Origin of the sequence: Providencia sp. PROV236, from assembly GCF_033676985.1 — a bacterium.
GTDB lineage: Bacteria > Pseudomonadota > Gammaproteobacteria > Enterobacterales > Enterobacteriaceae > Providencia > Providencia manganoxydans.
In genome coordinates this window covers 797,656-820,876 of sequence record NZ_CP096297.1, presented here as the reverse complement: position 1 = coordinate 820,876, position 23,221 = coordinate 797,656, and the positions used below count along the sequence as shown (strand labels likewise).

Genomic DNA, 23,221 nt, shown 5'->3' with positions numbered 1-23,221 from the left:
CTTTAGGAGGAATATGAGAATAACGCTTATTGGCTGTGGTGCCATTGGCAAGCTATGGCTCGCTGCGCTAGCCCAACAAGGCCATGATATCCAAGGCTGGCTACGTATGGCTCAGTCTGATTTATTCGTTGATGTTAATGAACCTGATGGTCGCGTTTTTCGTGAACTTATCCCTTGCAACAACCTTAACCATCTACAACATAGTGAGCTAATTATTGTCTGCTTAAAAGCATGGCAAGTGTCTGATGCACTACTCCCTTTAATTCATAATATCCCTGAATCCTGCCCAATTTTATTACTGCATAACGGGATGGGGACATTAGATGAATTAACACCTTTACGTCAGCCATTTTTAGCGGGTGTTACAACGCATGCCGCTTGGCAAAAAAATAATCAAGTCTTTCATGTTGCAAATGGCATAACTCACATTGGTGCGGTTAACTCAATTGCTGAAAATTGCTATCCTATCGCGGATATTTTGCATACAGCCCTACCCGATGTTGCGTGGCATAATGATATTTTAGCAACCTGCTGGCAAAAACTTGCCGCAAACTGCGTAATTAACCCGCTAACCATTATCCATGATTGCAAAAATGGTGAATTACTAAACCATACAGCCCAAATCAATTTATTAATTGATGAAATTTGCCAAGTGATGGATATAGAAGGATTGCATACCGATAAATTACAGCTCACTGATTATATTTATGGCATTATCCATAATACCGCAGATAACTATTCTTCTATGTTGCAAGACATTCGTAACAAACGACGCACTGAAATTGACTACATTACCGGTTATCTGATTAAACAAGCACGCGCACATGGGCTAAATACACCAGAAAATGATCGCCTATACCATTTGATTAAACAACGAGAAGAAAAAAATGACGGCTTCCGTACTAATATGCATCGCCAATGGCAGTGAAGAGATAGAAACGGTAACAACTGCCGATCTATTAGTCAGGGCTGGGATCGCAGTCACCTTAGCAAGCGTGACCGACGATGGTTCAGTGGCAATAACTGCATCAAGAGGAATAAAATTAATTGCAGATACACCTCTGATCAAAGTGGCCGATGAACCTTTTGATGCGATAGTCCTTCCAGGAGGAATGGGAGGCGCCGAAACATTTAGAGATAGCCCATTGGTGGTTGAAAAAGTCAGAAGAATGCATCTGGATGGAAAAATTGTCGCCGCTATTTGTGCAGCACCCGCTATGGTTTTGGAATATCATCAATTATTTCCTATCGGCAATATGACAGGCTACCCAAGCACACGAGAGCAAATTGCAGCCAACAAATGGGTGGATAAACGCGTTTATTTTGATGAGCGAGTTAATTTACTGACCAGTCAAGGACCTGCAACTACCTTTGATTTCGCCTTAAAATTGATTGAATTACTGGTTGGCCGTGATTCCGCGGCAAACGTTGCTTCACAGCTCGTACTCCCACCCGGTATTAATGATTATTTAGAACAATAATAAAAACCCCCAGTAATTGGCTATCCAACTATTGGGGGCACGGTACAGCCATCTCGGCTTTTATCTTGTCGAAATGAACAATTTATGGACGATAAACTTTTACATTATTAAAACCTTGCTCTTGCAAATAGAGCGCTTGTAAACGACTCATCACACCACGGTCGCAATATAATAAGTAAGTTTTCTCTTTAGGTAGATCACCAAACTGAGTACCAAGACGATAGAATGGAATGTGTTTAACGTCTATCCCTTCAATCGCCAACGGTTTGTCTTCGTGTTCATCAGGGGAACGGATATCTAAGATCACTTCATTTTCAGCTGAAAGCTCACTCACCATTTCAACTTCAGCCACTTGCTCGCGGCTTTCTTGCGCAATTTGGCGGATATCAATATTTTGTGATTGCTCAACCACTGAGTCTAAAATAGTGAAATCAAAGTTTGCTTCTTCGGCCTCGATACGTGCTTTGACTGCTTTTACCGTAGGGCTTTTAGAAATCACACCACAGTATTCAGGCATGGTTTTCGCAAAGTCTTCTGTACCAATTTGGCGCGCGACTTTAATGATGTGTTCTTTATCATGAGAAATTAGTGGACGCAGTACCAATGTATCTGAAGCATTATCAATCAAACGCAAGTTAGTTAAGGTTTGGCTTGATACCTGTCCTAATGCCTCACCCGTGACTATCGCTTGAACGCCATAACGCTCAGCCACTTTTGAGGCAGCACGTACCATCATACGTTTTAACACAACGCCCATTTGGCCATCATCGACTTTTTCTAGAATTTCAGCCACAACGGGTTCGAAGTTAACCGCAATAAAGCGTACCTTATGTGAGCTGCCAAAACGGTTCCATAAATAATGAGCGATTTGTTTTACGCCAATTTCATGAGCCGCACCACCTAAGTTGAAGAAACAATAGTGAACTCGACAACCTCGGCGCATTAACATATAGCTGGAAACGCCTGAGTCAAAGCCCCCTGAAATGAGAGACAATACATCTTCTTGTGTACCGATAGGAAAGCCACCAATGCCTTCATAACGTGCTTTCACGAGGATCAGGTTTTCATCTTCAATTTCTAGATGGACTGTGGTGTCAGGATCGGTGAGTTTCACTTTTGCTGAAGCGATATGTTGGTTTAAACCACCACCAATATAACGTTCTGCCTCAATCGAGGTAAATTCGTGCTTCCCTCGACGTTTTACACGAACACAAAAGGTTTTATTTTCTAGCGATGCACCGTATGCCTCATGTGCCATTTCATAGATATGATGTAGGCTAGTAAACGGTTTTTCTTCAACTTCTAAAATATGATGAATACCAGGGATACGTGTGAGCATATCACAAATTTCGTCGTGCTTTGTTTCCCCTTTAACACGCACTTCAATGTTATCCCAATGACGAACAACCGCGATTTCTTCACCTAGCGGCTTAAGCACATTGCGAATATTACTGGTTAGGATCTTAATAAAACGTAACCTAACGGTCTGGCTTTTAATGGTAATTTCTGGAAATAACTTAATGATAAACTTCATAATAGCTGCATGTTAATGTTATAGGGGCAAATGAACGTATTGAAAGAGACACACGCACAGGTTACCAATTGTCAATAAAGAAGCGTATTATAGCACCATCTTGCGGGTTGAATCTAAAAACACCAATAATAAATTGTATCCGCTGTCAGACTAAGTTAGTCTGCTGAATGAATAAAACACCCTAGTCGAATGATTGAACATTTGCGGTTAAAGAAATATGGCTAAAGAAAAACCTCAACAAGTCCCAGTAGTTAGCTTTGAAAACTCGCTTAAAGAACTTGAGGAAATTGTTTCTCGTCTTGAGTCTGGCTCGCTACCCCTAGAAGATGCACTCAATGAGTTTGAACGTGGCATCCAAATCGCTAAGCAAGGGCAAAAAGTCCTACAACAGGCTGAGCAACGCGTTCAGATCCTACTGAGCGATGATGAAAACAAAGCGCTTGATGATTTTTCACCCGATACTGAATAAATTATGTCTGAACAACATTCTAACAGCTTCGCAGTACAGCAGCAGCTAGCGTATGAGCGAGTTAATCAATATTTATTGCATGCCTTAGATGCACTTCCATTCTCTGATTTACCCCTTGCAGCGGCAATGAAGCATGGCGCCCTTCTCGGGGGTAAGCGCTTACGTCCATTTTTGACCTATACCGTAGGTGAAATGCTTGGCGTGGGTCGCAATAATCTTGATGTTCCCGCAGCAGCTGTTGAATGCATTCATGCCTACTCACTGATCCATGACGACCTTCCAGCGATGGACGATGACGATCTACGACGTGGACAGCCCACATGCCATGTCAAATTTGGCGAAGGAAATGCCATCCTTGCTGGGGATGCGTTGCAAACATTGGCATTCCAATTATTGTCATCTGGCTCAATGCCTGATGTTACAGATAAAGACAGAATTGCTATGTTAGCCGAGCTCGCTTATGCAAGCGGTTTGGCGGGTATGTGTGGTGGCCAAGCATTAGATCTCGAAGCAGAAGGCAAGCAGGTAGATTTAGTGGCACTTGAACGTATTCATCAACATAAAACGGGGGCTTTAATACGTGCCGCAATTCGTATGGGTGCCTATTCAGCAGGAACAAAAGGTCATCAAATTTTACCAGCGCTAGATAAGTATGCAGAAGCTATTGGCCTCGCGTTTCAGGTACAAGATGACATTTTAGATGTGGTTGGTGACAGTGAGGTGACCGGTAAGCGCCAAGGTTCAGACGCAGAACATGAGAAAAGCACTTATCCATCATTGTTGGGGCTTGAAGCCGCTCAGGAAAAAGCCCGTGAATTGTATTATACTGCGCTAGAAGCATTAAAAATAATTGAAATTCAAGGCTATAATACACAAACCTTAGTCGCACTTGCCAATTTCATTATCGAGCGAAAAAGCTAATGTAATACAATGTCATTTTACATTCAGACGAAGAATGATAAAGGTGGCATAATAGATATGTACTTTAGATAATTCGAGCGTTGGGTTGACCGGCGCTATACTCTTATGTGATTCAAATCACCATTCTGTGATAACTGAATAACACACTAGTAGTAAAAATATTACTGTGGCAAAGACATATTTTGCTTGCAAAAAACGATGCCACTTAATGTGTATACTCTAAGTCATTCGAAAGGGCAGCTAGACGATAAGATAATAGGTCGCTAGGAACATAAAAGACACTTTGACTGGTACAAATGAGAGCAGTCACCACGCCTTAACGAGAGGCGCTGCAACTTGAAGTATGACGAGTCATACTCTAAATAATTCGAGGTGCAGCTAGGCGACAAGTGAATGAGTCCCTAGGAGCATACAAAAGTATGTGACTAGTGCGAGTGAATGCAGTCAACAACGCTGCAACTTGAAGTATGACGAGTATATTACTTTATTAACAATTATAAATAGTAGTGAGCCCCTAATGAGTATTGATATCGCTAAGTATCCAACACTAGCGCTGGCAGAAACACCAGAAGAGCTACGTTTACTGCCAAAAGAGAGCTTGCCTAAGCTGTGTGATGAACTCAGGCAGTTTTTACTTAGTAGTGTTGGTCGTTCTAGCGGTCATTTTGCCTCTGGTTTAGGCGCGGTTGAACTCACCGTTGCATTACATTATGTTTATAAGACGCCTTTCGATAACTTGGTGTGGGATGTTGGTCATCAAGCCTACCCCCATAAAATTTTGACGGGTCGCCGTGATCGTATTGATACTATCCGTCAAAAAAATGGCTTGCATCCTTTCCCATGGCGTGGAGAAAGCGAATATGATGTATTGAGCGTTGGTCACTCATCGACTTCAATCAGTGCTGGCCTAGGTATGGCAATCGCCGCTGAAAAAGAAGATAAAAACCGTAAAACGGTGTGTGTGATTGGCGACGGTGCTATCACAGCAGGTATGGCATTCGAAGCGATGAACCATGCTGGTGATGTCGCGCCTGATATGTTAGTTGTCCTAAATGATAATGAGATGTCAATTTCTGAGAATGTTGGCGCACTCAATAATCATCTAGCGCATCTGCTTTCAGGCAAGTTGTACACCACGTTACGTGAAAGTGGTAAAAAAGTTTTCTCTAATATGCCTCCCATTAAAGAGCTATTAAAGAAAACTGAAGAACATATCAAAGGCATGGTCGTTCCAGGCACCATGTTTGAAGAATTAGGCTTTAATTACATAGGCCCTGTTGATGGCCATGATGTGATCGCGCTGGTGCAAACGCTAAAAAATATGCGTGATCTAAAAGGCCCTCAATTTCTACATATCATGACTAAAAAAGGTCGTGGATATGAACCCGCAGAAAAAGATCCTATCAGCTGGCATGCCGTACCTAAGTTTGATCCAAGTACCTTTACCTTGCCAAAAAGCAAAGAAACCGGCCCAACCTATTCGAAGATCTTTGGTGATTGGTTGTGCGATGAAGCACAAAATGATGACAAATTGATGGCGATCACCCCAGCAATGCGTGAAGGATCGGGCATGGTACGCTTTTCAAAAGAGTACCCTGATCAATATTTTGATGTTGCCATCGCCGAGCAACATGCCGTAACTTTTGCCGCGGGATTAGCGATTGGCGGCTATAAGCCAATCGTAGCTATCTACTCTACGTTCTTACAACGTGGTTATGATCAGGTGATCCATGACGTTGCTATTCAAAAAGTGCCTGTTTTATTTGCAATTGATCGTGCAGGTATTGTAGGGGCTGATGGGCAGACCCACCAAGGATCGTTTGATTTGTCTTATCTACGCTGTATTCCAACGCTAGTCATCATGACACCAAGCGATGAAAACGAATGTCGCCAAATGCTGCATACAGGCTATCACTATAGTGATGGACCAAGTGCAGTACGTTACCCTCGTGGTACTGGTACAGGGGCAGAATTACAGCCTTTAGCGCCATTACCTATCGGTAAAGGTGTTATTCGCCGTCAAGGTGAAAAAATTGCCATCTTATGTTTTGGTACATTACTCAGCCATGCGTTAGTTGCAGCTGAAAAACTCAATGCAACTGTTGTTGATATGCGTTTCGTTAAACCACTTGATGAAGCATTGATTTTAGAAATGGCTAATAGCCACGATCTAATCGTAACTTTGGAAGAGAATGCGATTATGGGCGGTGCAGGTAGCGGTGTTAACGAGTTTCTCATGCACCAACGAAAGATCCTACCTATATTGAATCTTGGACTGCCTGATTACTTTATTTCACAAGGTAGCCAACAAGAAGTGCTTGCAGACTTAGGTCTCGATAGCGATGGCATCATCAAAGCTATTGAAGAGTATCAACAGAAAGCTTAATCCCAAAAAAGCAGGTATTGGAGTTATTCAATACCTGCTTTTTTAGCGTTATTTTAAAGATCCGTTATTTTAAAAAAGCATAGCTACGATCAATTTAAATCAAATTTCTTTTAAAAGGATCTTGCTTTTATCTCAAATAAAGTTCAGTATGTTTTTAATACCTAATTGCCCTCATAAGAATTTCTGTCAATATTGACAAAAACATCTCATACTTTTATGGGATATACGCCTCATTTTATTTTAGCTGCCTTTTGGCAGCTTTCTTTTGCCAATCCCAAAAGCTTATTTGTTTTAATTCAAATAATTATCGGTAGCCTTTATTGAACTAACGCTAGTTGATTTTATACCGAAAAAATTACTTCAATTATATTTTCATAACTCAAGCTGTAAGAAATAGATATTATTTTTATATTATAGATAATCGATAAATATCACTATCTGATGATAAATAATCAATAAAAAAGTCCATATCAGCAACTGACATGGACTTTTTTAATAATATTATTTTGCTCCTTTAACTATTTACACTTTCCAAAACAAAGTGATCAAACCCTTTTAGGTTCACATCAACTGCTTGGTTATCATGATAGTAACGGATCCCTTCCGATTGAGGTTTGATCTGCCCAATACACGTAAAATGCGCCCCTGTATGTGCTAGTGCCATTTCTAACGCACCACGATTAATTTCAGGGATAGTGAAACAAAGTTCATAATCTTCACCGCCGCTAAGCGACCAAATCTGAGCTTGTTCTTGAGAGCAGTTTTGCTTCAATGCTTCTGATAAAGGCAAAGCATCTAAATTGATATGTGCTCCACAGCCACTCGCTTTCAGTATATGGTTAAGATCAGAGATCAGCCCGTCAGAAATATCAATTGCTGAAGAGGCTAAATTACGTAGCGCTTGCCCTTGTAAAATGCGAGGTTGAGGTCGTAAATGGCGACCAATTAACCACGATTTTTGCTCTTGATCCGCGATATCTAAACGCCCTTGTAGCAGAGCTAAACCCGCAGCACTGTCACCAAGCGTTCCTGTTACATATATCCAATCACCGTTACGAGCACCGGCTCTGGATAACGCTTTCCCCGTAGGCACAAGTCCATGTACCGTATAAGTTAGGCTCATAGGACCACGTGTAGTATCACCACCAATTAATTGCATTCCATAATAGTTAATTTGTTCAAACAAACTATCACTAAACTGCTCTAACCAAGTTGGATCAACATGAGGTAGCGTGATCGCCAAGGAAACCCATGCAGGATCAGCGCCCATCGCGGCAAGATCGCTTAAATTGGAAGCTAATGATTTATAGGCAAGATCTGCTGGTGATATATCAGGAAGGAAATGAATGCCAGAAACTAAAGTATCAGTGCTTACAGCAAGTTGCTGCTTTTCTGGGATAGTCATCAAGGCACAGTCATCACCAATACCGATGTTTACATCACGCCGATTCGTTTTTTGACGATTAAAATAACGCGCGATGAGGTCAAATTCGCCATATGACATGGTAGGTTTTCCGTTTTCGCTATACTTGGGAACTTCGTTATTAAAAAATAATAGACATAAAGATAGACCGCATAAGCAGTCTATCTTATTACTACTGTATACCCGCCATACTTCAAGTTGCAGTGCTTTTGGTTAACATATGGTGACAATACTCATGCGCACTTGTCACCTAACTGCACCTAGAATTATTTAGAGCATAGTACTATTACAGGAGGGGACCCTGAGCAATTTTATTTTTTACGGCGAACAGCAGGTGCAGCCTTATCAAGAACACCATTAACAAATTTATGGCTATCTTCTGCGCCAAATACTTTAGCGAGTTCGATGCCTTCATTAATCGCAACTTTGTAAGGAACATCTTCACGGAAGCTAAGTTCATACATAGCGACACGTAAAATCGCTTTCTCTACCTGCCCCAGCTCTTCCAGTTGACGAGATAAAAAAGGTGCCATCAGTTGATCAAGTTTAATAGCGTTGTTCGCTACACCTGACAACAGTTCACGAAAATAAATTACGTCAACGTCAGACATGTCCTGTTCAGCAATAAATTCATATTCCACATCAGAAACATTATTGCCAGATAATTGCCATGAATAGATGGCCTGTACAGCACACTCACGAGCGCGGCGACGAGCAGCAGGTTTCACAAGATTCCCCTTAAATAAAAACTAAATCAGCCTTTTACAGCTTTAAGTACATTAATCATTTCTAATGCAGTCAATGCAGCTTCAGCGCCTTTGTTACCTGCTTTTGTACCAGCACGCTCAATCGCTTGCTCAATATTTTCAGTGGTTAAGACACCAAAGGTTACAGGTACTTCACTGTTCATTGCAACGTGAGAGAGGCCTGAGCTACATTCACCAGCAACAAATTCAAAGTGAGCCGTTCCACCACGGATTACGGTACCTAAAGCGATAACTGCATCATATTTTTTCGTTTCAGCTAATGCTTTGACTGTTAATGGCAGTTCATAAGCACCCGGTACCCATACAACAGTGATGTTGTCTTGAGAAACTTGGCCGATACGCTCTAGCGCATCAACAGCGCCGTCCAGCAGACTATCATTAATAAAGTTGTTAAAACGAGCGATTGCAATAGCGACGCGCGCTTGTGGCGCGGCAACAACACCTTTAATTACGTTCATAGCCTTCCTTAAATTAATTATACTTGTCATCCTTCAAATTGCAGCACTTTGCACTAAGGTATAGCGGCTACATTTCGAATTATTTAAAGTATATACCTCATGGGGCGCGGATTTTATCACATTCTTTCACTAACCGCGTGGTTGAATTTCAGCAAAACCATAAAAAACTTCAATTACCACACAGGACGTAGTCTGACACGCAAGTCATCACCGACTTTCTGCACATCAGTAAATTCAAATTTTGGCGCATCTGATAAATGAGCAAGCGCAGGAAAATTCACTAGGCCACGCGCCGTATCACCGAGTAATTTAGGTGCAATATATACAATGAGCTCATCGACTAAACCAAGCTTCAATAATGAGCCTGCTAATATTGGCCCAGCCTCAACCCAAATGCTGTTTACGTTTCGCTTAGCCAATTGCATCATCAAAATAACCAAATCAATACCGTTATCATCCGCAGGGATCGCGAGTTGTTCGACTTGCCCTTGCCACATGGCATCAACCTCTGGTTTTGGACGCACTAACCAGCACTCCCCTTCAAGCTGAGTGACTTTGTGCTGAGCGGTGACTCTATTATGGTTATCCAAAACAATACGAATAGGCTGACGTAATGCATTTTCAGGATAAATAGCTTGAATATCGGTAGGCAATTCATTCCAGCGAACTGTCAATGATGGATCATCCGCTAACACAGTATTACTTGTGCTTAAAATTGCACTGGCTTGTGCTCGCAACATTTGAACATCTTTCCTAGCCGCCGCTGAGGTGATCCATTTACTTTCCCCAGATTGCAAAGCGGTTTTACCATCAAGCGAAGCCGCTAGTTTTAATTGGATATATGGGAATGCCGTACGCATGCGTTTTAGAAAACCACGATTTAGCGCCTCAGCCTGCTCCATTAATACGCCACTGGCCGTTTCAATGCCTGCCTTAGATAGCATATATAGGCCTCGCCCTGCTACTTGAGGATTGGGATCTTGCATTGCGGCGACGACACGGCTAACCCCTGCATTAATTAAAGCTTCAGCGCAAGGTGGTGTGCGCCCATGGTGGCTACAAGGCTCTAGCGTAACATAAGCTGTCGCTCCTTTGGCTTTTTCACCGGCCATTCGCAATGCGTGTACTTCTGCATGGGGTTCGCCTGCTTTTTGATGATAGCCTTCACCCACTATTTCGCCATTATTGACGATAACGCAGCCAACATTTGGATTAGGTGACGTTGTAAAACGGCCTTTTTCAGCGAGCTCTAGGGCTCTCGCCATATAGATGCTATCTTGTTCTATCATGCTTTAATCCTGTAATTTAGCGATCTCTTCGCCGAACTCACGTATGTCTTCGAAGCTACGGTACACTGAAGCAAAACGGATATAAGCGACTTTATCCAGTTTTCTCAGTTCATCCATCACTAAATTACCAATCTGTTTAGAAGGAATTTCCCTTTCACCTGTTGCACGTAATTTTGATTTGATGGAGATAATAGCCTGTTCAACTGCATCCGCGCTAACCGGTCGTTTTTCTAATGCTTTTTGCATACCGCGGCTGAGTTTTTCTTCATCAAAAGGTTCACGTACTTCATCACTCTTAATTACCCGTGGCATAACAAGTTCCGCCACTTCAAAGGTGGTGAAGCGTTCATGGCAAACGAGACATTGACGACGCCTACGTACTTGAGAGCCTTCTCCAACTAGACGCGAGTCAATTACTTTCGTATCCACAGCTGAGCAAAATGGGCAATGCATAGTGTTTCCTGATCTTATTTCGGGTAAACAGTGTAACTCAGTGCTTAATAAAAAACACCCCGCAAGGCTGTACATTTAAAGCCTAGCGGGGTGTTTTAGTTTTGTGTTTTACTTTTCAGTAAACTAGAAAGATTGTTTTAACGCTTAACCCAAAACATTAGCCATGGTGAAAACACCTTTATGGCAATAAAGACTCTTGGTCAGCGCCTTCTTTCTCAACCTTCGGTGGAAGCAAATGTTCACGTCTCATACCCATCTTCAGTGCTAATGCAGAAGCAACATAGATAGATGAGATAGTACCGATGGTCACACCAATTAACATAACCAGTGAGAAGCCTTCTAACATCGTGCCACCAAAGATATACAGCATCAGAACCACTAATAATGTTGTTGCTGATGTCATAATGGTACGGCTTAATGTCTGAGTCAAAGAGACGTTCATGATTTCGTATGGCGTACCACGACGAATTTTACGGAAGTTCTCACGAATACGGTCAGATACCACGATACTATCGTTCAGTGAGTAACCAATCACCGACATCAACGATGCCACGATGGTCATATCTATCTCAATATGAAAGAGAGATAGGATACCTAACGTAATCACAACGTCATGTGCAAGCGCTAATACGGCCCCTGCTGCTAGACGCCATTCGAAACGGAAGCCAACATAGATCAAAATACAGATCAGCGCCGTTAACAGTGCTAATGCACCTGTTTGAGCGAGCTCAGCCCCAACACTTGGACCAACAAACTCAATACGTTTAACTGTCGCTTGTTCATCAACATTTTTATTGATGATAGTAATGATCTCTTTACCAACTTCTTGACCCGCTGTTCCTTCAATTGGTGGTAGACGGATCATAATGTCACGGCTGCTACCAAAGTTTTGGATTAACGGATCTTTGTGCTCTGAATTAGATAAACTCTCACGAATTTTATCTAAATCCGCAGGCTGACTTAAGTTGATTTCTATGACGGTACCACCAGTGAAATCAAGCCCCCAGTTGAAGCCTTTAACTCCAATAATCACAATTGATGCGATCAGCAATACGATAGAAATACCAAAGGCAACGTTGTCCCAGCGCATAAAGTCATAAACTTTACGGCCATAGTTCAATTGTTCAACAGTATAATCCTGTGCCACAACGTGCTCCTTAAATTGACAGCTTGTTGACACGTTTACCGCCATATAGCAGGTTCACGATTGCACGCGTACCGATAATAGCTGTAAACATAGAGGTGGCGACACCGATAGCTGTCGTAATTGCAAAGCCTTTGATTGACCCTGTACCCACTGCGTACAGAATAATTGCAGTGATCAATGTTGTCAGGTTTGCATCGATAATACTTGAGAAGGCGCCTTTATAACCTTCATGAATCGCTTGCTGGACGGAACGCCCATTGCGCAGCTCTTCCTTGATACGTTCGTTGATCAAAACGTTGGCATCGACCGCAACGGCAAGGGTTAATACAATACCGGCAATACCTGGCATGGTTAACGTCGCCCCTGGTAACAAGGACATCACACCAACAATCATAATCAAGTTTGCAAACAGTGCCGTACTGGCAATCAAACCAAACTTACGATAATAAATAATCATAAACAGGATTGATGCTAATAGACCTGCTAAACAGGCTTTCAAACCTTGCTCGATATTTTGCAAACCAAGGGTTGGACCAATGGTACGCTCTTCAACGATTTGAATTGGCGCAATCAATGCCCCCGCACGCAGCAATAGTGATAGCTGGCGAGCTTCGTTTGGATCTTGAATACCTGTAATACGGAACTGGCTACCGAAACGCGCTGAAATATTGGCAGCATTGATGACTTTCTCATCTTTGACCAAAATCACACGGCCTTCAGCGTCTTTCTTGCCACTGTCTTTATATTCAACAAACAGTGTTGCCATGAGTTTACCCTGATTATCACGAGTAAAATCAGACATGGTAGAACCACCAGCACTATCAAGACCAATGCTTACTTGTGGAGCACCGTTTTCATCGCCGCCAGACGTTGAATCAGTAATATGATCACCCGTTAAAATAACGCGCTTATACAGTACGTAAGGCACACCATTACGATCATATTTAACTTCAGAATCACCCGGTACACGACCACTTTCAGCCGCTGATGGATCAACGCTTTGGTTGACTAAACGGAATTCCAATGTGGCTGTCGCACCAAGAATTTCTTTAGCGCGCGCAGTATCTTGAATACCCGGTAACTCAACAACAATACGCTCCGCACCTTGGCGTTGAACTAATGGTTCGGCAACACCTAATTGGTTTACACGGTTACGAATAATCGTAATGTTTTGAGATACAGCATAGTTACGAGCCTCACGTAGACGCTCATCCGTCATTACGGCAGTCATGGTATTGTCGCTACCATCTGAAAACACTAAATCTTGGAATTTACGAGCCAGTGTTTTCTCTGCTTGGCTACGATCATCAGCGTTACGGAAACGCACTTCAACGCTATAATTGTCGCCTTTACGGATAGATGAGTACGGAATGCCTGCTTGGCGCAAGTCATTGCGTATACCGTCCATGTTTTGTTCCTGCAACTTACCTAATGCAGTATCCATATCCACTTCCATCAGGAAGTGAACCCCACCACGCAAATCAAGGCCAAGTTTCATTGGCTCACCACCGACAGCTTCTAACCACTTCGGTGTTGCTGGTGCAAGGTTTAATGCAACAACATATTGATCACCCAGTGCGCTTACCAGTGCTTCACGGGCGCGTAGCTGGATATCCGAGTTGTTGAATCGGGCAAGTACAGCCCCATTTTCCAAAGCGACAGATTTGCTTTGGATATTGTCTTTTTCTAACGTTTTTTGGACTTGGATCAGCGTTTGTTCATTGGCGGCGGTTCCCCGCACGCCAGTGATCTGAACAGCCGGATCCTCACCATATAGGTTTGGAAGCGCATAAAGCAGACCGATGAGGATCGCAGCGATCAGCATCAGATACTTCCACAAAGGATAACGGTTTAGCACGGCAGTTCCCTTCGGGAAAATCAGAAATTAAATAGCTTTCATTGTGCCTTTTGGTAAAACGGCAGCAACGAAATCACGTTTGATGGTTACTTCAGTGTTCTCACTCAGTTCAAGAACAACATAACCCGTTTCAGAAACTTTGGTTACACGTCCAATCAAACCGCCGGTCGTTAAAACTTCATCACCCTTAGTGATTGATTCCATCAGTTTACGGTGCTCTTTAGCACGTTTTTGCTGTGGACGCAGGATCATGAAATAGAAGATCAGGGCGAAAACGACAAGCATGATAACCATTGTGTATGGGCTACCCTGTGCTGGAGCGCCTGCGGATGCCGCTGCTTCAGAAATAAAAAAACTCATTCAACTTTCCTCATTGTTATTGAACGCAATTTAAAACATAAGTACAGCCAAGCCTGCTATGCTACACAGGTTCAACCTATTTCGCACTTAAATTCATTCCATATTTAACGAAGGTTGGGTTTTCCCAATCTTCTGATAAAAATCTTTAGCGAACTCGTCGAAGTTTCCTTCTTCAATCGCCTGACGAATACCCGCCATTAAACGTTGATAATAACGTAAATTATGAATGGTATTTAACCTTGCGCCAAGAATTTCATTACAGCGATCGAGATGGTGCAAATAAGCACGGCTATAATGGCGGCAAGTATAGCAATCACACTCTGAATCGAGTGGGGCAGTATCCGATTTATATTTCGCATTGCGAATTTTTACCACGCCAGTGGTGACAAATAAATGTCCATTTCGCGCATTTCGAGTTGGCATCACACAATCGAACATATCAATACCGCGACGGACACCTTCAACTAAATCTTCAGGTTTACCGACACCCATTAAATAACGAGGTTTATCAGCCGGTATTTGCGGGCAAACATGCTCTAAAATACGATGCATATCTTCTTTTGGCTCACCAACCGCCAAACCGCCTACAGCGTACCCATCAAAACCAATCTCCACCAGCCCCTTAACAGAAATATCACGTAAATCTTCGTAAACACTGCCTTGGATAATGCCAAATAACGCATTTTTATTGTTTAACTCATCAAAACGCTGACGGCTACGTGCAGCCCAACGTAAAGACATTTCCATTGACGTTTTAGCATAATCCCAATCAGCAGGATATGGCGTACATTCGTCAAAAATCATCACAATATCAGAACCAAGGTCGTACTGAATTTCCATTGATTTTTCAGGGCTTAAGAAGATTTTCTCACCGTTAATTGGATTACGGAAATGCACACCTTCTTCTTTAATTTTACGCATTGCACCAAGACTAAAAACTTGGAAACCACCTGAGTCAGTTAAAATCGGCCCCTGCCATTGCATAAAATCATGTAAATCGCCGTGCAATTTCATGATTTCTTGCCCAGGGCGTAGCCACAAATGGAACGTGTTACCTAAAAGGATCTGTGCGCCCGTTTCTTTAACTTCTTCAGGCGTCATGCCTTTAACGGTTCCATAAGTACCAACAGGCATAAACGCAGGGGTTTCAACCACACCACGCTCAAAAATCAAACGACCACGACGCGCTTTGCCATCCGTGGTTTGTAATTCATATTTCACTATTATGTCTCCTAGCATCAGAAAAACAGTCCAATGCTGATTTTCACTTTTATCAGCAAGCAGCGTTGCTGTTGCCTACATTAACTTACTCTCCAACCTGCTCATGACGAGCATCGGGATTACAGGTGATATACATCGCATCACCATAACTAAAGAAACGATATTGCTGTGCAACTGCTTCTTTATAGGCTTGTAGGGTATTTTTATACCCTGCAAACGCAGAAACTAACATAATCAACGTTGATTCTGGCAAATGGAAGTTTGTGATCAATGCGTCAATGATTTGGTATTCATAACCTGGATATATAAAAATTTGCGTATCATCAAAGAATGGTGCTATCAGCGCATCTTGGCTGGCTTTAGCCGCACTTTCTAATGAGCGTACTGAGGTTGTTCCTACCGCAACAACACGGTTTCCTCTTGCCTTACAAGCTAATACCGCATCAACAACATCTTGTGGCACTTCTGCATATTCAGAATGCATTATATGATCTTCAATGCTATCAACCCGAACAGGTTGGAATGTACCCGCACCAACATGCAAGGTGACAAAGGCCATTTCGACACCTTTTGCTCGTAGCGCTTCTAATAGTGGTTCATCAAAGTGTAAACCTGCTGTCGGTGCAGCAACGGCGCCCGGACGCTCACTATAGACGGTTTGATAAAGTTCTTTATCTGATTCTTCATCAGGTCGATCAATATAAGGTGGTAATGGCATATGGCCGATTTGATTGAGTATACTCAATACATCGCGTGGATCATCAAAACGCACTTCAAATAAGGCACCATGACGCGCTACCATTGTCGCATTCACGCTTTCATCTTCACCTAAAACCAGCTCAGCACCTTCTTTTGGCGCTTTAGATGCCCGAATATGTGCCAATACACGATGCTCATCTAGCATTCTTTCGACAAGTAGTTCGATTTTACCGCCACTCGCCTTACGGCCAAATAAGCGTGCAGGGATCACCCGAGTATTGTTAAAAACTAACAAATCACCGGGCGCCAGTTTATCTAGAACATCGGTAAAAATACCATGGGTCAGTTTTCCCGTTGGTCCATCGAGGCTCAGCAGTCTGCACGCGCTTCTTTGCGCTTGAGGATAGTGGGCAATTAATTCTTCAGGTAATTCAAAAGTAAAATCGGAAACACGCATTGTCTTAACTTCGATCTAAAAAACAGGCGACTAGTCTAGTGCTGAGGACTCGAAGGCGCAAGAAATAAGCGTATTTTTGCCGAAAAAACTGTTTTTATGTAACAAATGTTTTGCAAAATCCGCCATTTCTTTAATTAAAAACAAAACGCTTCTCTTTTTCCCTTTTCCCTTTTCCCTTTTCCCTTTTCCCTTTTCCCTTTTCCCTAACTCGATCTTATACCCCATGAATTTCGAATTAGAGCAAGGCAGCTAGCAAACTGCTCCCTAGGAGCATACATAAGTATGTGACTACGGTCAGTTTGTGCGGCGAACACAGCTATAATTTGAAAGGCATCGGGTATAATTAGCGAGCAAACTGAGCCCTAGGAGCACACATAAGTATGTGACTAGGGTCGGTTTGTGTGGCGAACGCAGCTATAATTTGAAAGGCATCGGGTATTATTAAGATAGTATCGAGTATATGATAACCACATGAACTTCTTAGCTCACCTACATCTAGCTCACAAAGCCAATAGTTCCTTGCTTGGCAATTTAATGGCCGATTTTGTTCGAGGTAATCCCGAAGGCCTCTATCCGCCTGATGTTGTTACAGGTATTTTTATGCATCGAGCCGTTGATAAAGCGACCGATACTCACCCTTTAGTCAAACAAGCTAAATTATTGTTTCGTGATGATTATCGTCGTGTTGCCCCCATCACGCTTGATCTGGTCTGGGATCATTTTCTTTCTTTGCATTGGAATATCATTGAACCTACGATGTCGTTGAGTAATTTTGTGCATTTTGCCCGATCTCAAATCGAACCCGATCTTTGTCATACCCCTGAAAGATTTCAGGAGTTAAATGAGTTTCTTTGGCCACAACAATGGTTAATTCGTTACGCTGAAAAAGCGTATATCGGTAAATCATTAAATGGAATGGCACGTAGACGGCCTAAATTGCATGCACTCAGTGGTTCTTTTAATGACTTTTTATTGCACTACACTGAGCTCGAACAGCTATTTTTCGAATTTTACCCACAGATGGTTAATAAAGCTGAACAACGAATTTTTGTCGGTAACCTCACAACATCGACAACTTGATCGCTATACCACTTGCACTTTGTTGTATTAAAATTATTGTATTGATGTTAATTTATTAAATTGCTACAATTGATAGGCAAAAGCTATCACAACGATTGGTATTTATACCTTTATTGTTTGTAGGGAATTCCATATTCTTCCACAGTGTATAAATATACTCTAGATAATTCGAGAGGCTGCTCGGTGGCCAGTGAATGAGTCGCTAGGAACATAGAAAACTATGTGGCTGGCGTTGAATGAACGTCATCACCATGTTTTAACGAAAAAGCGCGGCAACTCGAAGTATACCGAGTATATATAGAAAGCCTTTAATTCAAACTCATAGGAGTAAATTATGGTTCTGGTAACACGTCAAGCCCCTGACTTTACTGCGGCAGCTGTTCTTGGTAACGGTGAAATCGTTGATAACTTCAACCTAAAAAACCACCTGAACGGCCGTGCAGCTGTGATCTTCTTCTGGCCAATGGACTTTACCTTTGTATGTCCTTCAGAATTGATTGCATTTGATCACCGTTATGAAGAATTCAAAAAACGTGGCGTTGAAATTGTTGGTGTCTCTTTTGACTCCGAGTTTGTTCACAACGCATGGCGTAAAACTCCTGTTGATAATGGCGGTATTGGTGAAGTTAAATACCCAATGGTTGCTGATATCAAACGTGAAATCATGAAAGCTTACGGCATCGAGCACCCAGAAGCAGGTGTTGCTCTGCGTGGTTCTTTCTTAGTAGACAAAAATGGTGTTGTTCGTCACCAAGTCGTTAACGACCTACCACTAGGCCGTAATATTGATGAAATGCTGCGTATGGTTGATGCGCTGCAATTCCACGAAGAGCACGGTGATGTTTGCCCAGCTCAGTGGGAAAAAGGAAAAGAAGGTATGAACGCATCTCCTAAAGGCGTTGCTGACTACCTGACCAAAAACGCAACGGGTCTGTAATTAAGACCTTTTAAGTTTTTATAGATCGGCATAGGCGTTGCTTGTGCCGATTTTTCCATTTTTAGAGATTGCCATCATATTATTCCCTCCTGTCTTGTCATCTTTTTTGCAATAGCGATTGCTAGAAAATTCTTAATTAAACTTAAAATTCAATATATTTAAGAATATATAGCGAACCATACTTTCATGGTTTCAATATTTATAATATGGTTACATTTATCAATAATTAGTTACATTTTTTAGCTTAATCGCTAAGACAATCATAAAGTAGGATAAATGTCATGAAGTTCAAAATGTTAGCATCCATTGTTATTGCTGGAGTGGCACTTGCTGGCTGTGATAATAACCAAACGGCATCCGAAAGTAATTTCAAAAAATCCATTCAAGATTATCTCGATACAAAACCTGCTATTTGTATTAATACAGGCTCATTCCCTGCTGGTTTTTTAGCACCATCCAATACACGTACTATTGAACAATTAGATACTTTGGTTGATGCGGGACTATTAAATAAAGCGAACAAACAAATTGTTGTTAAGGATATGTGGGGCACTGAGAAATCAGGTGATGGCGTAGAGTTTACGTTAACTAGCGAAGGTCAAAAATTCTTTGACGCGACAAAAGCCGATTTCTCAGGTCGTGGTAGCTTCTGCACCGGTAAATTTGTCGTCACCGAAGTCACTAACTTTACTGAGCCAGCTGAGCGTGGTGGACAAAAAGTTTCAATTGCTAATTTCAAGCAAAAGATTGAAGACGTCGCACCTTGGGCTAAAAATGAAAAAGTGATTGCCGCTTATCCACAAATTAAAACCAGCCAAGAACGAGCTGAAAAATCACAACAAAGTCCTTTAGTTCTAACCAATAATGGTTGGATCCATATCGCCTTATTTAATCAAAAATAAACTCAAAAAATATCTTTAGAGGCACCCCTGTGTGCCTCATTATTGCCACGAAAAATTCCCTCAAAATAAATTTTTTAGCATTTTGTTAACACTTTTCAGTTTTATCCTTCAGTTATCTCAACTATTTTATGCTATACATTAAGCGCACAAATGATTAACAAATAATTCACATTAGTCGTTTATGTTACATAATCTCATACATTCATCAGGAGATACTAATGATAAAAACATCATGGCGCCCTTCTGCCCTACTACTTTCGCTACTTATCTCACCTCAGTTATTTGCTGCCTCAGAGCCTGCTGTTGAGGCACAAAAAGGCATGGTGGTATCTTCTCAACATTTAGCATCACAGATTGGTGCTGATATCCTTAAGGCTGGTGGTAACGCGGTCGACGCTGCTGTTGCTGTTGGTTATGCACAAGCGGTCGTTAACCCATGCTGCGGCAATATTGGTGGTGGTGGTTTTATGACAATCCACCTTGCTGATGGCAACGATCTTTTTATCAATTTCAGGGAAACGGCCCCTAAAGCAGCTAATGCAGACATGTATCTCGATAAAGATGGCAAACTCATTAAAGATGCCAGCCTTTATGGTTATTTAGCTTCCGGTGTTCCAGGTACTGTCAAAGGCCTTGATTATGCTCTTGAAAAATATGGCACCATGAGTCGCCAACAAGTGATGGAGCCGGCGATTAAATTAGCCAGAGAAGGATTTATTTTGACGCGAGCAGATACTGACGTACTGGATACGACGACAGATCGCTTTAAGCAAGATCCTGAAGTGGCACGCATCTTTTTAAAGCCTGACGGTAGCGCTTTCCAACCGGGTGATCTATTAGTACAAACCGATCTAGCTAATACACTGGAAAAAATAGCAAAAGGAGGACCTAAGGCTTTCTATGAAGGCGAGATCCCTAAAATTGTTGAACAAGCCTCTAAAAAGAATGGCGGCATCTTAACTGCCGACGATTTTGCAAATTACACGATCACCGATACAACACCAGTTAGCTGCACCTATCGTGGCTATAAATTTATCTCTGCGCCACCACCTAGCTCAGGTGGTGTAACGATTTGCCAAACGCTGAATATATTAGAAAACTATGATCTTAAAGGAATGGGCTTCAATTCCGCTGAATATATCCATACGTTAACAGAAGCGATGCGCCATGCTTATATGGACAGAAATACGTTCTTAGGTGATCCCGCATTTGTCGATAACCCAACGGATAAATTGCTGAGCAAAGCCTATGCGGAAGAACTGCGCAAAAAGATCAAACCAAATCAAGCCACACCATCAACTCAAGTTCAGCCGGGTGTTGGCCCACATGAAAAACCAGAAACGACTCACTACTCTGTTGTCGATGATAAAGGTAATGCGGTTTCAACCACCTATACCATCAATGGCCGTTTTGGCTCAGTGGTGATCCCGCCGGGTACCGGCTTCTTTTTAAATGATGAAATGGATGATTTCACCACTAAAGTCGGTGAAAAAAATATGTATGGGCTAGTGCAAGGGGAAAGAAACTCTATTGCTCCCGGTAAGCGCCCACTTTCATCAATGAGCCCAACCATTGTGACTAAAGATGGCCATGTGTTCCTAGTACTTGGTTCACCGGGAGGATCGCGTATTATCTCAATTACCCTACAAACCGCATTGAATATTATCGACCATGGCATGCCGCCACAAGAAGCGGTAAATGCTGCAAGGATCCACCACCAATGGTTACCTGATGAGGTCTATTATGAAGAAAGAGGCGTCTCTAAAGATAGTTTAGCCTTACTTGATAAGATGGGCTACAAGATGGTGGAGCAAACCCCATGGGGAGCCGCTGAGCTGATTATGGTTCCTGTACCTGATGCAAAAGGTGACAAAACGGATTCGTCAGGTAATGACTCTGCTGTTTCAGGTAAAGTTCGCCAAGGCTATATCTATGGGGCAAACGATGTAAGACGCCCTGCGGGTAGTGCTGTTGGCGTTAATTAAACTATCCCTATTTCAAATAAACCAAAAGGAGCAAATTTGCTCCTTTTGGTTTTTAATATAGTTCTATTAAGCCTGATGATGCTCAGTTGCTGGCGTCACCACCCGATCACAAACAGCTGCAACAATTAGCACGACAATCGAAGGCAATAACCACGCTAAGTCTTGCTGATACAGTGGAATAGAGGTCATCCATTCAGGAATATAATCTTTCAGGTTATCTGATGCTTTTGCAGCGCCAATCAACCCAACCACAAAACTCGTCAACATAGTTGGTGCAATCACTACACTTGGGTTACGCCACCACTTGAGCGTGAAGCTAAGTAAGATCAACACAATACAAGGTGGATAGATCGCCACTAACACAGGAACAGAAAATGCAATCAGCTTACTTAAGCCAAGGTTAGAGACCACCATAGAAAACACGCCAAGTATCAGCACTAAAGTACGATATGAAATCGGCACATAGCGGCTAAAGAACTCAGCACAAGCGCAAGTCAAACCGACCGCCGTCACCATACAAGCAACGAAAATCAGAACAGCTAGGAAGAAACTACCATAATCGCCAAAGGTATATTGAACATACGCGTGCAGAATGTCTGCCCCATCTTGTGGATTAGGAATAATTGATGCGCTGTTTTCACCTAATTTAAATAATGATAGATAAACCAGTGTCAGCAATACCCCTGCAATTAAACCAGCCCACATAGTATAACGCGTTAATAATGAAGAGTTTTCAATTCCTCGCGAACGCGCAGCATTAACAATGACAATACCAAATACCATCGCCCCTAACGTATCCATGGTTAAATAACCATTGATAAATCCATTAGAGAATGCCATATCACGATATGCATCTGTTGAAGGCAGTGGTTCACCTGCCGGCCACAATACCGCAGCAACGCCAAGGATAGCTAAAGCCAGCATTTTCACCGGTGCGAGTATGTGGCCAACACTGTCGAGTAATTTTCCCGGATACAATGAAATACCGATCACTAACACAAAATAGACCGCACTGTAAATCAATAGCGAGATGTCAGATTCACCGCCAAGTAACGGTGCTATGCCCACTTTATATGATACGGTTGCGGTACGAGGTGTCGCAAATAAAGGCCCAACTGAAAGGTAAGCAACAACGGCAAGTAATAAACCTGCGGTTTTGCCTACAGGTGTACTTAAGGATTCAATGCCACCACCGACTTTAGCTAGTGCAATAACGGTTAAAACGGGGAGACCAACGCCAGTTACAAGGAAACCAAGGGCTGCGGTCCAAACTTGTTCACCTGCTTGTAAGCCGACCATAGGTGGAAATATGATATTTCCAGCCCCAACAAATAGCGCAAAGGTCATAAAACCTAAGGCAATAATATCTCTGGATGTTAAACGATGAGCCATAT

The 23,221-nt window shown here is 42.2% G+C and carries 21 protein-coding genes; 9 read left to right on the top strand and 12 right to left on the bottom strand.

The window, feature by feature from the left end; all coding sequences use genetic code 11:
- Positions 1-13: 13 nt before the first annotated feature.
- Positions 14-928 carry a 2-dehydropantoate 2-reductase gene (gene panE, locus M1E96_RS03470; RefSeq protein ID WP_140181898.1) on the top strand — a complete coding sequence of 305 codons (915 nt, stop codon included), beginning with the start codon at positions 14-16 and terminating at the stop codon, positions 926-928.
- Positions 888-1,481: a protein deglycase YajL gene (gene yajL / locus M1E96_RS03465; RefSeq protein ID WP_272580393.1), complete on the top strand. Its 594-nt coding sequence runs from the start codon at positions 888-890 to the stop codon at positions 1,479-1,481. Before panE ends, yajL begins: the two co-directional genes overlap by 41 nt.
- An 82-nt stretch (positions 1,482-1,563) precedes the next feature.
- Here yajL and thiI read toward each other — a convergent pair whose 3' ends face one another.
- The gene (thiI, locus tag M1E96_RS03460; protein ID WP_070926794.1) at positions 1,564-3,015 is read right to left on the bottom strand and encodes a tRNA uracil 4-sulfurtransferase ThiI; all 1,452 of its coding nucleotides are present in this window, start codon (positions 3,013-3,015) and stop codon (positions 1,564-1,566) included.
- A gap of 217 nt (positions 3,016-3,232) precedes the next feature.
- On the opposite strand from thiI, the gene xseB reads away from it, so the two are divergent.
- The 3 genes from xseB to dxs all read left to right on the top strand — a co-directional run bounded on the left by xseB (position 3,233) and on the right by dxs (position 6,791).
- Positions 3,233-3,484, top strand: a complete 252-nt coding sequence (gene xseB / locus M1E96_RS03455) for an exodeoxyribonuclease VII small subunit (RefSeq protein ID WP_070926795.1) — start codon at positions 3,233-3,235, stop codon at positions 3,482-3,484.
- Between the two features lie 3 nt (positions 3,485-3,487).
- Positions 3,488-4,405 (top strand): (2E,6E)-farnesyl diphosphate synthase, encoded by a 918-nt coding sequence (ispA, locus tag M1E96_RS03450; protein WP_349485461.1) that lies wholly within the window; start codon positions 3,488-3,490, stop codon positions 4,403-4,405.
- A 517-nt stretch (positions 4,406-4,922) separates the two neighbouring features.
- Positions 4,923-6,791, top strand: a complete 1,869-nt coding sequence (dxs, locus tag M1E96_RS03445; protein ID WP_272580395.1) for a 1-deoxy-D-xylulose-5-phosphate synthase — start codon at positions 4,923-4,925, stop codon at positions 6,789-6,791.
- A gap of 514 nt (positions 6,792-7,305) precedes the next feature.
- On the opposite strand, the gene thiL is transcribed toward dxs, so the two are convergent.
- The 10 genes from thiL to queA form a co-directional block, all read right to left on the bottom strand.
- Entirely contained in the window at positions 7,306-8,295 is a 990-nt protein-coding gene (gene thiL, locus M1E96_RS03440) for a thiamine-phosphate kinase (RefSeq protein ID WP_272580396.1), read from the bottom strand.
- Between the two features lie 230 nt (positions 8,296-8,525).
- Complete coding sequence (gene nusB / locus M1E96_RS03435; protein WP_070926800.1) at positions 8,526-8,942, bottom strand: transcription antitermination factor NusB; 417 nt, start codon at positions 8,940-8,942, stop codon at positions 8,526-8,528.
- 26 nt (positions 8,943-8,968) lie between these two features.
- Positions 8,969-9,439 carry a 6,7-dimethyl-8-ribityllumazine synthase gene (gene ribE, locus M1E96_RS03430; RefSeq protein WP_070926801.1) on the bottom strand — a complete coding sequence of 157 codons (471 nt, stop codon included), beginning with the start codon at positions 9,437-9,439 and terminating at the stop codon, positions 8,969-8,971.
- Positions 9,440-9,612: 173 nt separating this feature from the next.
- Positions 9,613-10,728 (bottom strand): bifunctional diaminohydroxyphosphoribosylaminopyrimidine deaminase/5-amino-6-(5-phosphoribosylamino)uracil reductase RibD, encoded by a 1,116-nt coding sequence (gene ribD / locus M1E96_RS03425; RefSeq protein ID WP_272580397.1) that lies wholly within the window; start codon positions 10,726-10,728, stop codon positions 9,613-9,615.
- 3 nt (positions 10,729-10,731) lie between these two features.
- Complete coding sequence (nrdR, locus tag M1E96_RS03420; protein ID WP_070926803.1) at positions 10,732-11,181, bottom strand: transcriptional regulator NrdR; 450 nt, start codon at positions 11,179-11,181, stop codon at positions 10,732-10,734.
- Positions 11,182-11,359: 178 nt separating this feature from the next.
- Positions 11,360-12,328, bottom strand: a complete 969-nt coding sequence (secF, locus tag M1E96_RS03415; protein WP_140181886.1) for a protein translocase subunit SecF — start codon at positions 12,326-12,328, stop codon at positions 11,360-11,362.
- Between the two features lie 10 nt (positions 12,329-12,338).
- Positions 12,339-14,186 carry a protein translocase subunit SecD gene (gene secD, locus M1E96_RS03410; RefSeq protein WP_081335912.1) on the bottom strand — a complete coding sequence of 616 codons (1,848 nt, stop codon included), beginning with the start codon at positions 14,184-14,186 and terminating at the stop codon, positions 12,339-12,341.
- Between the two features lie 27 nt (positions 14,187-14,213).
- A complete protein-coding gene (gene yajC, locus M1E96_RS03405; protein ID WP_004905542.1) occupies positions 14,214-14,546 on the bottom strand; it encodes a preprotein translocase subunit YajC in 333 nt (110 codons plus the stop codon).
- Between the two features lie 93 nt (positions 14,547-14,639).
- Positions 14,640-15,767: a tRNA guanosine(34) transglycosylase Tgt gene (gene tgt / locus M1E96_RS03400; RefSeq protein WP_070926809.1), complete on the bottom strand. Its 1,128-nt coding sequence runs from the start codon at positions 15,765-15,767 to the stop codon at positions 14,640-14,642.
- 85 nt (positions 15,768-15,852) lie between these two features.
- A complete protein-coding gene (gene queA / locus M1E96_RS03395) occupies positions 15,853-16,923 on the bottom strand; it encodes a tRNA preQ1(34) S-adenosylmethionine ribosyltransferase-isomerase QueA (RefSeq protein WP_318707660.1) in 1,071 nt (356 codons plus the stop codon).
- Positions 16,924-17,394: 471 nt separating this feature from the next.
- Between queA and M1E96_RS03390 the strand changes: the two genes are divergently transcribed.
- From M1E96_RS03390 to ggt, 4 genes are all read left to right on the top strand, one after another.
- On the top strand, positions 17,395-18,003 hold the full coding sequence (locus tag M1E96_RS03390) for an ACP phosphodiesterase (protein WP_070926813.1): 609 nt from the start codon (positions 17,395-17,397) through the stop codon (positions 18,001-18,003).
- 334 nt (positions 18,004-18,337) lie between these two features.
- The gene (locus M1E96_RS03385; RefSeq protein ID WP_070926815.1) at positions 18,338-18,940 is read left to right on the top strand and encodes a peroxiredoxin C; all 603 of its coding nucleotides are present in this window, start codon (positions 18,338-18,340) and stop codon (positions 18,938-18,940) included.
- Positions 18,941-19,221: 281 nt separating this feature from the next.
- The gene (locus M1E96_RS03380) at positions 19,222-19,842 is read left to right on the top strand and encodes a hypothetical protein (RefSeq protein WP_140181884.1); all 621 of its coding nucleotides are present in this window, start codon (positions 19,222-19,224) and stop codon (positions 19,840-19,842) included.
- A gap of 218 nt (positions 19,843-20,060) precedes the next feature.
- Entirely contained in the window at positions 20,061-21,827 is a 1,767-nt protein-coding gene (gene ggt, locus M1E96_RS03375; protein ID WP_369427372.1) for a gamma-glutamyltransferase, read from the top strand.
- A 66-nt stretch (positions 21,828-21,893) separates the two neighbouring features.
- Here ggt and brnQ read toward each other — a convergent pair whose 3' ends face one another.
- Positions 21,894-23,219: a branched-chain amino acid transport system II carrier protein gene (gene brnQ, locus M1E96_RS03370; protein WP_140181880.1), complete on the bottom strand. Its 1,326-nt coding sequence runs from the start codon at positions 23,217-23,219 to the stop codon at positions 21,894-21,896.
- Between the last annotated feature and the right edge of the window lie 2 nt (positions 23,220-23,221).